Source organism: Mycobacterium intermedium (assembly GCF_002086275.1).
In the GTDB taxonomy this organism is placed as follows: domain Bacteria; phylum Actinomycetota; class Actinomycetes; order Mycobacteriales; family Mycobacteriaceae; genus Mycobacterium; species Mycobacterium intermedium.
This window is the reverse complement of the sequence record NZ_MVHT01000073.1, coordinates 1-15,180: the sequence shown is the minus strand read 5'-3', so window position 1 is coordinate 15,180 and position 15,180 is coordinate 1. Positions and strand designations below refer to the sequence as shown.

Below are 15,180 nucleotides of genomic sequence, written 5' to 3'. Positions count from 1 at the left end.
TACCACCCTTTCAGTTAGGAAGAATCCACCGCATCGCGAAGACTTTTGGGTCTTATGTCTGGCCAGTGGTCTTCGACGTACTGAAGGCAATCGGCCCGGCTGGAGGCCCCGTACACCGTGTGCCAGCCGTCCGGGATGGGGGCAAAGCTTGGCCAGAGGCTGTGCTGGTCTTCCGCATTGACCACGACCACAAAGGTGCCGGCCTCGTCATCGAAGGGATTGGTAGTCATCGTTCCTCCTAGTTGAAACGCGTCCGCTAAACAGCGGGGAACCGAGGACTCGATCAGAAACCAGTCCCAGGCAGCTGAGGTTGGGGAATCCCGGACCCTGACTCAGGCCGGCGAGGGTGGGCAGGAACAGCTTTGGTGTGACATCGTCGACGGCGAGGTCATGCCCGATGGACTCCTGCAAGCGTTCTCCGGTCAGCGGTCCGCCGAGCCCGAGTTCAAGCAGGTCGAGTGCGTCTTGGCTGAAGAGTGTGGTGAACCACAGCGCGTCGACTCCTGACCCGTCGATGACCAAGTCGAAACCGTGTACGGTCTCGAAGTTTTCGCTGCCGCGGTTGGTGCTCAAGGTGAGCCGGACCTGGTCGTCACGGCCCACCGCGTGGGCGACCCGACCGCGCAGATGCCGAATTCGGTCGTCGGCCATCAGCGCATCCTGCACGCTCGACGAGAACACCCCCCGGTCGGTACGCGCGATCGCGTCCCGACGTTCCGCCAACGTCAGGGCGGTCCAGTCGGAAGGGTCAGAGAACAGCGAATTCTCGAAGAAGCTTTCGCCGCGGGTGAACAGTGTGACATGCGGCGATATCACGGTGACCGTCGAAACCGAGTGCCGGAAAAGCTCGTTGAGCATTGCCGCGGCTGTCTCACCTCCACCGATCATCGCCACTCGCTCAGCGGTGATGCGTTCATGTTTGGCGGCCAGGTGCCAGAACTGGGCGATGGACAGGACCCGCGGGTTGCCCGGCAACAGCGTTCGCTCGGCTTGGCCGGGGCCCGTCACCATCAGCGCGTCCGCGAAAACCGTGCTTCCCGTGGTGTGCAGCGCCCAGCGTTGCCCGTCGAGGGCGATCCGCTCGACTTCGCCGAAGACGACCTTCAGGTCGACCCGCTCGGCAACCCAACGCAGATACTGTCCCCACCGCCGGTGGGTGGGCGCCGGTCGGCCGCGATCAATCCAGTTGGCGAACTGACCTGTCGCGACCAGGTACGCCTGCCAGCTGTAGCACATCATTCGCTCATCGAGTTCGGCGTTGCGGCGCGGTACCAGCGATGAGTGGTACGGGAACCCAACGTCCTTTTCCGGGTTGGTGCCCAGACTTTGGGCGCCGTCGGTCCAGCCGCCGCTGGCCTGCCAGTTGGCCGCTACCGCGGTGCGTTCGACGGCGACGATATCGGGCGTATCAACGCCCATCGCGCGTGCCACCGAGGCTTTGGCCGCGACCGCCACCGCCTTGGCGCCGGCCCCGATTATCGCGAGTGTGGTCATGACGCCACCGCCCGTAGTGACTCGTCCCAAAGCTCTTGAATGGCGGTCAGATCAGTGTCGCTGAGGACGTCCGGTAGCGCGCGCCACTGAGTCAGCAGGACTTGCTTGTCACCGGAACCCAGCAGGGTAGCCATGATTGTCAATTCGTGACGTACCGCCAGGTCCGGTTCGGGCAGCGGCGGCAATCCGTCGAGCAATCCGCGGTCAAGTCGCAGGCAGCCGGTGCCGGTGTTTCCGACGTCGGTGCGACCGAGGTAGTTGAGCAGTAGCTGCGGGCTGGCGAATTCGCCGAGTTGACGCGCGGTTTCCGGACGCAGATACCGCAGTAACCCGTAGTCGATTCCACTGCCGGGAATCTCCCTCAACTGCTCGCCGACTCGGCGTGGATCCGTTGAGGGGACTCGCAGTGGGTAGATCGCGGTCAGCAGACCCACCGTGTCGCCGGTGTCGATGGTGCCCTCTGTGTCTATGACGCCGTCGGCCCGGCCGTGTGTTTCCAATGCCAGCAAAGGTGGTGGAGTGGCCTGGCCGCGGCGTTGCCGCCATCGTGTGATCGTTCGCGCCGCAGCGGCGACCAAGAGGTCGAACACTGGCACACCAGAATTCAGCAGCCGGCCGGTAACCTCGGCGCCGCCGGCGTTGGTGCGCACCAACAGCTGACCGGCCCGATCACGGTCCGGCCGCACCCGCCGACGACCCACGTCCGGATCGTCACCGTCCAGCTGAGCAATCCAAAACGGCGTCGACTCAAGAACTTCAGCGCGTTGCGTCAGCGCGTGACTCCACCGGCGGAAGGGTGTGTACTCGCGGTTCGGTGCGGGTGATCGTCCAGCACCGAGCGGATGGAGGGCGGCTTCGAGTTCGCCGAGCACAATCCGCCAGGAGGCCGGATCCATCGCCAGTACGTGTGCGGTCAGCACCAGCACGCCCGGTCCGCTCGGAGGTCGCAACCAACTGGCGGCCAGCAGGTTACCGCGCTCGGGGTCAAGGGTTTCCAGCGCATCCTTCGCGTGCGCTGGGACTGCGGACTGCAGATCGTCGGTTACTTGTATCTCCCGGAACGACTCCTTCAAGACGTCGCCCGTGGGGATGGGCACCAGGGCCAGGTTGGCGCGGTCGAAGCGAGAACGCAGCACCTCATGGCTGTCGACGATGGTCGCGAGCGCGGTACGGAGTTCGTCACCGGTGACGCCCTCGGGCAACCGGATTGCCTCGGTTTGCGCCAGCCTTCGCGGCTCGCCGTATTCGTAGAGCCAAAACGCGTTGGGAAGCAGGGGAATCGGCGCCGCGTTGTGTTCGCCTGGTGTTTCGGGGCCTGACTCGGGACGCCCGGTGGCTTCGGCGTCCACTGCGGCGGCCAGTTCGCGGATGGTCGAACATTCGAGGATCAGCCGGGCGCGCAGCGGGATGCCGCTACGGCGAGCCTCTTGCACCACCGAGAGGGCCACAATGCTGTCCAGGCCCAGCTGCAGGAGGTCAGCGGTCACATCAAGCGCCGAAGTCTGCAACGTCTCGGAAATCACTTGGCAAAGAGCGACTTCCGTGGGGGTTTCGGCCTCCGCCTGCACCGTGCCACCGGGCTCGGCATCGGCGGCCGCCAGCCTGGTCTCATCCAGCTTGCCGTTAGCCGTCAAAGGGATCTCGTCGACGACGACGATGCGGTGCGGAACCATGTACCGCGGCAACCGCTGACCGAGCGTCGCTCGAAGCTCGGTGTCACTAGGCGCGTGGCCGTTTCGGGAAGCCGCATAGGCGATCAGCCGCGGGCCGCCCTGGTGTTCGCGCACCAGGACGTGGGCATGTCGCACCGCGGGGTGTTCCTGCAGGGCTGCGGCAATCTCGTCCGGTTCGACACGGTAGCCCCGGATCTTCACCTGCGCATCGGCGCGGCCCAGATAGTGCAAGGAGCCGTTTGCCTGTCGGCGCACCACATCGCCGGTGCGGTACATGCGCTTACCCGGAACAAACGGGTCGGCGATGAATCTGATCGAGGTCTCACCAGGACGCCCAAGGTAACCGCGAGCGAGTTGTGCTCCCGCCAAATATAATTCGCCCGGTGCGCCGTATGGTACCGGGCGCAGCTGAGAATCCAGGACGTAGCCGCGGGTCTGCCGGGTGGGGCGGCCGATCGTCGGCTCGTCGTAGTCGGCGACCGGTGCGACCACTGCCTCCACGGTGGTTTCGGTCGGACCGTAACAGTTGTAGGCGGCCAGTCCGCCGCGGGTGCACTCGTCGCGAATCGCGTTCCACATGGGCGCGCCGACGGCTTCGCCGCCCAGCGCCAAGACGGTCAATGGTGCGACCGCCAGCAACCCGAATGCGCGCAATTGCGCGAACATCGACGGAGTCGTGTCCAACATGTCGATGCGGTGCTCGTTGAGGGTGTCCACCAATGCCTCAGCATCGCGCTGGCCATGTTCGTCCACGATGTGCACACAGTGCCCGTCGAGCAACGCGATGAGCGGCTGCCAAGCGGCGTCGAATGCGAACGACCAGGTATGTGCGACGCGCAACGGTCGGCTCAGCCTAGCGGCGGCGGGGCGCAGCACGGCGCCGATGTGGTCGTCGGCGTAGGCGTCGAGCGCCGCGTGGGTTCCGATGACGCCCTTGGGCTCTCCGGTTGTGCCGGAGGTGAAGACGACGTAGGCGGCCTGCTGGGCATCTACATGGACGGGATGGAAGTCATCGCCGGGAAGGTCGGTCGACAGCAGCTCCTCGTCGACGACGATGGTCGCCCCGGTCTGCCGCAAAATCGACTCAACCCGCTCCGGCGGCATGCCGGGCTCCAGCGGTACGCACATGGCGCCGGCCTTGAGCGTCGCGAGGATCGCCACCACGTACCGCGGGCCCCGGGAAAGTCGAACTGCCACCGGCGTTTCGGACCCCGCCCCGCGGCCGCTGAGCAGCGCGGCCAACCGGCTGGCGGCTGAGTCCAACTCGGCGTAGGTCATCGTGCCGCCCGTCCAACTGAGCGCCACGGCATCCGCGTTCGCCTGTGCCACAGCGGCGAACCTGGTGTGGATGCCGGTTGCGGGGGACCCGGGTGCCGAAGCGGCGGACCGCAACGGTTGAGCCTCGTCGTCAAACAGCACGCTGACCTGGTTCAGCGGACAATCCCACATCGACAACAGGCGCTCGGCGGTGGCTAGTACCCGTCGACCCAGCATCGCACCGGTCGTCGCGCCCAGCGCAGCGTCGAGAACTTCTACCAGCGTGACCAACTCTCCGTCGGCCATGTGAGCGGCCAGCGTGACCGGGAAGTGCGTCACGCTTTCCAGGCCGGCCGGACGGAATGTCACACCGCCGGCGGGTATCCCGCCACCGTCGACAATTCCAGCGGTGGGAAAGTTTTCGTAGACCAGCAGCGTGTCGAACATCTCGCCGATGCCGCCGAGCGAGCGAAGCTGGGCATGGCTGAGATAACTGTGATCCCGCAGCATCGCCGCATTTTGTTGTACGGCAAGGCATTGGGCGCCAACACTGACGTCTCGGTCTAGTCGGACCCGCAACGGCACGGTGTTGATGAACAGGCCGATCATTGTTTCGACGCCGGACAACTCGGCCGGGCGGCCCGACACGGTGATGCCGAAAACCACGTCGTCGCGGTCGGTCAGCCTCGACAACACCACCGCCCATGCCATCTGCAGCAGGGTGTTCATGGTGATGCCGCGCGAGCGGGCGCGGTCGGACAGGTCCGCGGTGGCCGCCCGGTCGGTACGCAATTCGGTGCGCCGCGGCAGGCCGATGCCGGGTGCTTCGCTGCCCATCGCGGCTGACAGCAAGGTCGGCCCCGGTAGATCCGCCAGATGCTCCCGCCAAACCTTCTCGCTGGCAGCGCGATCCTGGGCGGCCAGCCAGCCGATGTAATCCCGGTAGGGTCGCGGCTCGGCGGGCAGCGCGCCGATGTCACCGCCGGCCCCGTACATCGCGATCATCTCGGCCGCGAACACCGGCAGCGACCATCCGTCGATCACGATGTGGTGCGCTGTGATCACCAGACGCCAGTGATCATCCGGTAATTCGATGAGTAGGAACCGAATAGACGGAGCGTTTTCGAAATCGAAGGGCCGGCAGCGCTCCTCGGTCTCCAATCGTTCGACATCTTCGGGTGCGGCGGTGACCTGCCGCCACGGCAGGTCAACCTGCGTCGGCACTATTTGCACTGGACGTGGGATGTTGCGGCTGACGAAACTCGCCCTCAGGTTCGGATGCCGTACCAACATCGTTGCGGCACAGGCCTTGAGCAGTTCGACGTCGAGCGGGCCGGTGATATCGGCGGTCATGCCGATCAGGTACGGGTCTTCGCCGCTGAATTCACCCAGCGTGGTCAGTGAGTACAGGCCCTCCTGAAGGGGACTCAGGGCCATCACATCTGCAATGGCAGGTTTCTTGCTGGTGGCACCGGTTTCGGTGGCGGTCATTGCGAGCCCCAAGATTGCGTCACTGCGGCCAGATCTTCCGCCGACAAGCCCGAGGTGCTCATCGGCGCGTGCCGGGTGTCCACGCTGGAACCGTCGGTCTCCGGCGCTGCCGCATCAACCGCAGCGGCCAACGACTGAATTGTCGGGTTCTCGAACACCATTCGTGGCCCGACGGGTACGCCGGCGGCCCGCGCCCGCGCCGCGACCTGTACCGACAGGATGCTGTCGCCTCCGAGTGCGAAGAAGTCGTCGAAACGGCCTACTTCGGGCGTGGACAGCACCTCCGTGAAGACGGCCGCCAAGGCATGCTCGGTGTCGGTCTGCGGCGGTTCTGCGCGTCCCGTCGTGGTTACGGCGGGACGCGGCAACCCGGGACGATTCAGCTTGCCCGACTCCGTCTTCGGCATTGCTTCGAGCACGGTGATCGAGGAAGGCATCATGTAACTCGGCAAAGCGGAGGCGACTTCGGCACGCACGAACGACGCGAACGCCGCCTTGCCGGCGTCGTCGGTGACCGCCTGATGCGGCACCACATATCCCGCCAGCGTTGTCACGTCCTGCGTCTCCCAAACGCGTGCGGCCGCCACGGACACACCCTCAACCCGGAGCAGCGCGGCTTCCACTTCGCCCAATTCCACCCGGAAACCGCGTACTTTCACCTGATGGTCTACGCGCCCGACGAACTCGAGCCGACCGTCCTCGGTCCAGCGGGCCCGATCACCGCTGCGGTAGAACCGCGCACCGGCTTCGCTCGCATAGGGATTGGTCACAAATCGCGACGCTGTCAGGGCGGGTCGCTTCCAGTAACCCCGAACCAGTTGGCCACCGGCGTAATACAGCTCACCGACGACGCCGACCGGGACCGGGTTGAGCGCGTCGTCGAGCAGATACACCTGCGAGTCGGGCATCGGGGTGCCCAGGATCGGGACGGGCGGCGTCAGCGGTCCGCGAACCAGTGCCCCGGATGTCTCGGTGGCGCCAAAGTTGTTCAGCAGCTCGGGTCCTCGTTGCGATGCGTCGTTGCCGCCACATGCGGAAAGCAACCGATCCTGCAGCGACACCGTCATCGGCTCGGCGCCACACACCAGACGCGTCAACGAGCGCAACGAGTCCGGCCAGGAATCGACGATCGTGGAGACGAGGCTGGGCACCGCGGTCACCTGTTGTATGTGGTGACGCCGGATGAGTTGCGCCAGCGCTTCGGGATCCCGGTGCTCGGCGTCGTCCGCCAGAACGGTGAGCGCTCCGGCGGCGAGCCCACCCAGGGTCTCCATGCAGCCCTCCAGGAAGGTCCAGGAGGCCTGCGCCAACCGAATGTCGTTACCTCGTACCGGATAGTGCGACAGCTGCCAGTTCAGTCGGGTCGTCATCGCGCGATGGGTGCCCAAGACGCCCTTGGGTTTTCCGGTCGATCCCGAGGTGAAGACCAGGTACATCGGGTCATCGGGATGGGCCGCCCGCAATGCGACATCGGGCGACCTAGATGTGTCCATCGCCTCCTGAACGTCCGGGCCGTCCAACGAAATCAATGTCACGTCAGGAGCCCCGGGCATGGTTTCGAGGGCTTCCGTCGTTACCACCACGACCTGTGGCGCGACGTCATCAAGCATGAACTCCTTGCGGGCCAACGGGTAACCGGGATCGAGCGGGAAGAAGCCGGCGCCGGCCTTCATGATGCCGACTAATGCCACAACCATGTCAATTCCGCGTCGTGTCGACAGACCCACCAACGAACCCGGACCCACCCCGTGGCGGGCGAGCAGCCGCGCGAAGTTGTCCGAACGACGGTGCAGCGCCGGATAATCGATCTGTTCGTCCCCGCAGCACAGCGCGATCCGGTCGGAACCCCATTGCCGGCTCGGTTCGAGCAGAGCGGCGATCGTGAGCGGACGCTCGGTCGGAGGCTCGGGCCCGCGGCTCCACTCCAAGATGCGCCGCCGCTCCTCGGCGTCGAGCAACTGCAAGTCGTGCAACGTCTGGTCGACATCATCGACGAATGCATCGATAACTTGCATCAACCAGCCGACCAGCCGTTCGATTGTGCTGCGGTGGTAGAGCTCGGTGCGGAACAGGATGTTGCCTATATAGCCGCCGCGTTCGGGGTCATGGGCGGCGAAGAAGTTGACGCTCAGGTCGGCGTGCGCAATGTCGAATGTTGGCTCCAAAGCCCTGAATACCGTGTCGCCCGCCACGCCGGCGTCGATGACCCGTTCGGTGGGCAGTTGGTCTCGGACGTGTACCACGACCTGGAACAGCGGATTGCGCGACAGCGAGCGGACCGGGCTCACCGCGTCCACCACCCGATCGAAGGGCAGATCCTGGTGAGCGTATGCGGCCAGCGCTGTCTCCCTGGTCCGGATCAGGACTTCACGCAGTGAAGGGTTGCCATCCAGGTTGTTTCGCAACAGCAGGATGTTGATGAAAAAGCCGATCAATTGGTCGAGTTCGGGTTCGGTGCGTGCCGCAATCGGGGTTCCCAACGGAATGTCCACGCCGCCACCGGCTTTGTGCAATACCACAGCGACCGAAGCCTGCAACAGCATGAACTCGGTGACCCCCAATTGGCGACACAGTTCGGCGAGCTTGCCGCGCTTTTGCGCGTCGATGCTGAATTCGACGGAGTCACCGGCACCGCTGGGCACCGGCGGGCGCGGCAGGTCGGGACGCAGGCCGGTGTCTTCAGGCAGGCCCTCCAACTGGCGCGTCCAGTAGTTGCGCTGCTCGCTAACGAAGGTCGGCGGTTCCCCGGTGTCGGAAGGGCCGTCGTCAGCCAACAATGCCGACTGCCAGGCTGCGTAGTCGGCGTATTGCAGCGGGAGGGGGGCCCACGTCGGCCGGTGGCCGGCGTGCCTCGCCGCGTAGGCGGTCAGCAGGTCGGCGAACAACACTCCGCCGGACCAGTGGTCAATGGCGACGTGGTGGACCACCAACGAGACCACATGCTCCTGGCGCGACGGACCGCCGGTGTCTAGCACTGCCGCGCGGATCGGCCACTCACGGTCCAACTCGAAGCAGTGCCGGCGCTCGGTGTCAAGTTGTTCCCGCAACCACGCTTCGTCGTCGCCGCCGTCGTTCGACGCGCGCCGCACCGAAACATCGGCGGCCGGATTGACAATCTGGTATGGCACACCGTCGATTTCGGCGTAGGTGGTGCGCAATATCTCATGTCGCGCCACGACGTCGCTGACGGCCGCGACCAGGGCGTCGATGTCGCACGGTCCAGTCAGACGGGCGGCGAAGGGTATGTTGTTGACTTCGCTGGGACCCTCGATCTGATAGGCAAACCAGGTCCGCAATTGCGACGCCGACAGCGGCAACGGCCCGTCGTGCGAGGTCTTGATCAGTTTGGGCCGCTTGACGGGACAGACGCCCGATTGCAGTTGGTCGACCAGTTCGCCAAGGCGCGCGACCGTCCCCCGTTCGAAGACATCACGGATTCCGATCTCGACACCGCACTCGGATCTGATTGCGGCGACCAGTTTCGTGGCGAGTAGAGAGTGCCCACCCAGGTCGAAGAACGAGTCGTCGGAACCCACCCGCGCCCGGCCCAGCAAGCTGCGGAACAGTTCGGCGATCCGCCGCCCGTTCTCCGTGGTGGGCTCGCGGTACTCCACTCCCGCGCCGATCTCCGGCAATGGCAGTGCCTCGCGGTCGATCTTGCCGTGCGGGGTGATTGGGATTTCATCGACGACCACATAGGCGGCGGGAGTCATGTATTCCGGTAGCGCGGCGGCCACGCGTGCTCGAATGCGGTCGATATCAACGGGTTCGGTGCCGCCTTCCGAGGGGGTGACGTAGGCCACCAGGCTCTTGCCCAACTGCGGCAAATCCATAGCGACCACGACGGCCTGACCGACGCTGGGGTCGACGGAGATCGCCGCGGCGATCTCACCGAGTTCGATGCGGAAACCACGTATCTTGACCTGTTCGTCGGCGCGGCCGACGAATTCGATGTCGCCGTCTGCGTTGCGGCGCGCGAGGTCTCCCGACCGGTACAGCCGTGCGCCGGGGGTGAACGGGTCGGCGACGAAACGCTCGGCGGTCAGCGCCGGCCGGTGATGGTAGCCGTGCGCCATATGCGTGCCGCCGATATAGATCTCGCCGAGGACTCCTACCGGTACGGGCTGTAGCGCGTCGTCGAGCAGATGCACCTGGGTGTTGATCTTCGGTCGCCCGATCGGCACAATGCGGGTGCCTTGGGTGCCCTCCACTTGATAACTGGTGGTATTGATGACGGTCTCGGTTGGCCCGTAGAAGTTGTACAGCAGCGCATCAAAGGTGGCGTGGAACTTGTCGGCGACCTCACCGGGCAGCGGCTCCCCGCCGATTGGCACCCGACGTAGCGTGCGCCATTGATTGACGCCGGGCAGTGACAGGAACAGCCCGAGCAGTGACGGCACGAAATGCATGGAGGTGATGCCTTCGCGGTACAGCAAGTCGGTCAGATAGCCGATGTCACGTAGGCCGTCGGGTCTCGGGATCACCAGCCGCGCACCGCAGATCAGGATGCCGAAGATTTCGGCAATGGACACGTCGAAGCCGGGGGAGGCCACCTGCAACAGCCGGTCGGTCTCATCGACCTGGTACGCGTCGCCGAACCATAGGAAGTACTCGGCGACCGGCCGATGCGGAACTGGGACACCCTTGGGCAGTCCGGTCGAGCCCGAGGTGTATATCAAATATGCAGTGTTGTCCGGTCGCAACGGTCGGACCAATTCGTCAGGCGCGGGGTTGTCGCAGGAATACCCTGTCAGATCGTCAACCTCCTGGCGTAACACCAGTTTGGCTTGGGCATCGTCGAGGATGTAGGAGAGCCGGTCCTCTGGGTAGGTGGGATCGACCGGCAGGTACACGGCGCCGCTTTTGAGGACACCTAGGGCCGTGATGACGAGTTCGGGAGACTTGTCGAGTAACACGGCGACTCGATCTTCGGTGCCGACCCCTTGCTCGATCAGCCAGTGTGCCAGCCGGTTTGCCTGCTCGTTGATTTCGCGGTAGGTGTACTGGCGGCCCTCGTATACGACGGCGATGGCGTCGGGCGACGACGCCGCGCGATCGGCAACCAAGGTGGGAATGGTGGTGGCTGGCGCTGCGAATTTTTCGCCGCGCGAAACTTGGCGCAACCAATCCGCTTCGGCGTCATCGAACAGCGACAGGTGATTGAGTTCGAGGTCGGGATGGGCCACCGCACTGTCGAGCAGATGCGAGTAATGCTCGAGCATCTGCGATGTCAGCGATGGATCCAGGACGTCGACCAGATACTCGGCCTCCACCAGCGCACCATCACCGTGACCGGCGGCCAGGTCTACCGTGAAACTCAATGGGAGTTGGCTGAATTGACCGCGCAGACGGCCGCGCTGGCACTGCACGCCGGGAGGGCAAAAGCCGCCGCCATCACTCTGGCGAAAACCGAAGCTCACCCGCGTCATCCGCTCGGCGCCGTGGCGGCGGTCGGGATTGACCTCGCGCACCAACCAGTCCAGGTTTATCCGTCGGTGAGCGAACGCGCCATTGACGCTGTCACGAGTTTGCACCAGCAAGTCTCGGAACGTCTGTCGCGCCCGGGGTCGTGCGCGTACCACAACGGTGTTGTCGTATTGGCCGATGGTGTTCTGGTGCGGCGCATCGCGGGTAATCACCGGCGCCGCGATCAGGAAGTCCGTGGCATGGGTGTAACGGTGGATGAGCGCAGTGAACGCGGCCAGCATCACCGTGTACAGGTTGGCGCCACTCTCGCGCGCCAGCGCTGTAGCACGGTCGATGGTGGCTGCGCTCAGTCGCACAGACGCACACTGCGCGCGCCACGCATTGGGAATCGCCGATCCGTTGGCGCCGGGAAACTCGAGCGGATCGGGGAGATTGGTCATCAGCGACCGCCAATAGGCCAGGTCCTCCTCGGTGGCGAGGGCACCAGAAGTGGTCACTGATGACGGCCGCCCGTCATGTCGGCACGTCAAATCGTTTGTATCGGTGTAGGCACGCGTCAACGTGGTGAAGAACGGCGCCCACGATCCGTCGTCCCAGGCGATATGGTGTGCCGTTATCAAGAGCACCAGCTCGTCGGCGCCGAGGCGGACCGCGGTAAGTCGTACGGGCGACTCGGCGGTCAGATCGAATGGACGCCGGAATTCCCGCTGTGCCAGCACCTCAAGCCGCAGCTGCCGAGCTTGGTCAGTGAGCCCGGACAGGTCGTGCTCGGCCCAGCCGGGGCTGAGCTCATCATGCAGCACCGGCTGAGGGTCACCGTCCTCATCGATGTGATAGGTGGTGCGCAGCAACGCCTGCGACGCGGCCACGGAATTGAGCGCGCGGTGCAGCCGCTCAACGTCGACCGTGCCGCTCAGGTGGTAGGACGCGCAAATATTGAGCAACGAGCTGCTCGGGTCGATCGATTGCACGAACCACATCCGACGTTGGTCATCGGATAGCTGGTTTCCCGAGTCCTGTCGGGAGTCCTGGGACGGCGCCGCGGGATAGACCGGATTCAGCTCGGCCAGCTTGCGGTGTAATGACTCCAGGTCTTGGTCAGTGGTATTCGTCACGAGTGGATTGCAACCTTTCTTGTCTCTCCGGCTCGGCGACAGCTTCGGGGCTTGCCGCAGAGCCCGCGGCGCTGTTGGTCGATTGCAGACACTCGACCAGTTCAGCGCCGGTCATACCGCCGAGGATTCGGCCCGCGGGCACCGATGTTCCGGTCTCCCGACGCAACCGGTCACGAAGGTCGAGCGCCAGCACCGAGTCGGCACCGAGGTCTACCAGCGTCGCGCTCAGGTCGACCGACGCGGGCCCATCGAGGCTGAACGCAGCGGCAACCTCGGCGCGCACCAACTCAGCAAGTGGACGTTGGCCGTGGCTTTCGCTGCGAGATGGCGAATCACCACTTGCTTGGGTCTTGGCCGTTACGAACGGCATTGGCAGCTTCTGGCTTTCGAAGAAGACACGGAGGCGGTCGAAGTCGGCTGCCAAGATCAACGGGTCACCATGACGGCGGCGAAGACTGGCGGTGATAGCCGCTTCGGGTTCCATCGGCACCAATCCGGACCGCTCGATACGGGCGATCTCCTCCGCATCGGCGATCGTGGTGTCCTGCCACAAGCCCCACCGCACCGCGGTGCAGTCCAGGCCCTTGTCCCGCAGTTCAGCGGCCAACATGTCGAGCATGCGGTTTGCTGCCGCGTAGCCGGCGTGCCCGTAACCGCCCCATACCCCAGAAACCGACGAACACAGTAGGACTCGTACGTCGGGTCGCAGCGGCCACACTTCGGTCATCCGGAGCAGGCCGGTTATCTTGCCGGAGAACACATCTGCCAGGGTCGCGTCATCGATTTGGTCATACGGTGCAAACGTGGCGGATCCTGCAGCATGGATGAGCAGCGACGCGCCCGAGCCGGCGTACTGGTCGGCAACCGCCGACAACGCACGGGCATCGGTGATATCGCAGGTCGGAGCCGTCACCTGAGTCTTGTGCCCGTGGGTCACGCGGGCCAGTTCGGTATCGCTGACCCCCTTACGGCTCAACAGGGTCACGCGCTTGGCACCGCGTTCGACGCAGTGGCGCGCGTACCGCAAGCCGATGGTCCCGTTGCCGCCGGTGATTACCACATGCTCCAGCGTCGCCTCGTCCAGCGGGCTTTCGGTCCCTTCGTCAGGCCGTTCCCGCACAGTGCGGACAAAGTAATTCGGCTCGCCACGCCCGGAGCCATCGAATGCACCGTCGCGCAGCGCAATATCGGCTGCATCCCCCAACAGGACGTCGATGCATCGATGAGCGGCATCCGTGTCGAGAGAACGGCTCGGCAAGTCGAGGTGGGCGAAGGTGCAGTCGGGAAATTCGAAACCGACACAATGGTGCATTGCGGCCAGTGCCGCCTGCGCCGGCAACGCTGCGGGCCCGCTGGGAGGAATTTGGACACCGCCTGTGGTGACCAGCCAGACGCAACGGCTACTGGGACCCACGGCTTGGCGATAGTCGACTCGTGCTGCATCGCCGCGGATCTGATCGGCGGCCCGGTGCACCTCGGGCTGCAGAAAAGCTGGCGCCAGCAACACGGTGATCTCCGCGTCGTCGGGACGTGTTGTGGCACAACCGTCGTGGGCCGCCGCCGCTTCCGTCAATTGGCGTGCCAGGGGGACGGTCGCGTCATCGGACGCCACGATGCTGATAGTCCTGGGTTGGCGGCCGGCTTCGCCTGCTCGCCATGCCGCGCTTGGCTCCCACTCTTCGTAGCAGACGGCCGGCGCCGCGCTGGGCGCGGGCGGCAACGGCTCCGGTTTCGCCCACAAATACACCGCCCGCATCGGCGCGGGCGGAAACCCCCACAGTGGTTGTTGGTCGGTGATGTTCGCCAAGTCGTGCCACCGGTAATGCGGGTTGGCCAGAGCGGCGGTCGCGATGCTGGCGGACAGTTGTTGCAGGACGGGTTGGTCGCGCCGCCCGGAGGGCAAAATCAGCGCGTCCTCGGCGAGTTCGGTGAGCGCGTACAGCAGCGAAGGATCGGCAGACGCTTCCACGTACATGCCGGCGCCGCGCCGCGTCGCCGTCGCCACGGCCTCGTCGAATCGCACGGTGCTGCGCAGGTTTTGATACCAGTAGTCGGTGAAACGTGTGTCCGCGCCAACTGCCTCACCGTGGACGGAGCTGATGAACTCTACCGGGGTGTCCAAGAATGACGATGTGGGCAACAGCTCTGCGAACATGTCGTGCAACTGCTCCAGCTTGCTGGTGTGGGCCGGAAAGTCCACCGCGAGCTCGCGTACAAATATGCCATTCCGTTCGGCCAGTTGCACAATGCCGGTCACAGCGTTGCCGTCCCCGGAAACCGCGGTCGACGACGTCGAATTCACCACCGAAATTTCCAGCCAGCCCGGAGTTTCGGTGACCAGTTGCGCCGTTCTGCCGGCATCCAAACCGAGCACCGCCATGCCGTAGTGGCCCGGCAACTGTTCGACAACCGTGGCGCGCGCCGCCACGACCGAAACCGCATCCGGGAGCGAGATGGCACCCGCCACGTAGGCTGCCGCCACCTCTCCCAAGCTATGTCCGACGGTGATGTCAGGAAGTAGTCCACAGGATCGCCACACCTGGGCCAGGCTCGCCGCATGCGCGAAATGGGCGCCCTGTATTTCGATTTGCGTCCAGTTCCGATCGCCGTCGTCCAGTAAGTAGGGTAGCGGTGACGGCAGCCCGGCCGCAGCGAACTGGAGGCCGGGCTGTGCGCGCTGGCCGACAATCGCCAGCACCCGCTGGTGACCCGATCCTCTCAGA

The 15,180-nt window shown here is 64.9% G+C and carries 5 protein-coding genes; all 5 read right to left on the bottom strand.

Annotated elements, in window-relative coordinates:
• Window positions 1–14: 14 nt before the first annotated feature.
• Window positions 15–230, bottom strand: a complete 216-nt coding sequence (locus BST27_RS22035) for an MbtH family protein (RefSeq protein ID WP_079219981.1) — start codon at window positions 228–230, stop codon at window positions 15–17.
• Window positions 208–1,494, bottom strand: coding sequence for an NADPH-dependent L-lysine N(6)-monooxygenase MbtG (mbtG, locus tag BST27_RS22030; RefSeq protein WP_069418172.1), 1,287 nt, complete (start codon window positions 1,492–1,494; stop codon window positions 208–210). Before mbtG ends, BST27_RS22035 begins: the two co-directional genes overlap by 23 nt.
• Window positions 1,491–5,915 (bottom strand): non-ribosomal peptide synthetase, encoded by a 4,425-nt coding sequence (locus tag BST27_RS22025; protein ID WP_069418171.1) that lies wholly within the window; start codon window positions 5,913–5,915, stop codon window positions 1,491–1,493. Before BST27_RS22025 ends, mbtG begins: the two co-directional genes overlap by 4 nt.
• Window positions 5,912–12,457, bottom strand: a complete 6,546-nt coding sequence (locus BST27_RS22020) for a non-ribosomal peptide synthetase (protein ID WP_069418170.1) — start codon at window positions 12,455–12,457, stop codon at window positions 5,912–5,914. The genes BST27_RS22025 and BST27_RS22020 overlap by 4 nt, the downstream gene beginning before the upstream one ends.
• The coding region (locus BST27_RS22015; RefSeq protein WP_139805299.1) for an SDR family NAD(P)-dependent oxidoreductase at window positions 12,441–15,180 on the bottom strand (2,740 nt) is incomplete at its 5' end. The genes BST27_RS22020 and BST27_RS22015, both read right to left, overlap by 17 nt.

Coding starts and splice junctions, on each gene's coding strand:
- BST27_RS22025 (WP_069418171.1), bottom strand. CDS start 5,915: ATGACCGCCACCGAAACCGGTGCCACCAGCAAGAAACCTGCCATTGCA.
- mbtG (WP_069418172.1), bottom strand. CDS start 1,494: ATGACCACACTCGCGATAATCGGGGCCGGCGCCAAGGCGGTGGCGGTC.
- BST27_RS22035 (WP_079219981.1), bottom strand. CDS start 230: ATGACTACCAATCCCTTCGATGACGAGGCCGGCACCTTTGTGGTCGTG.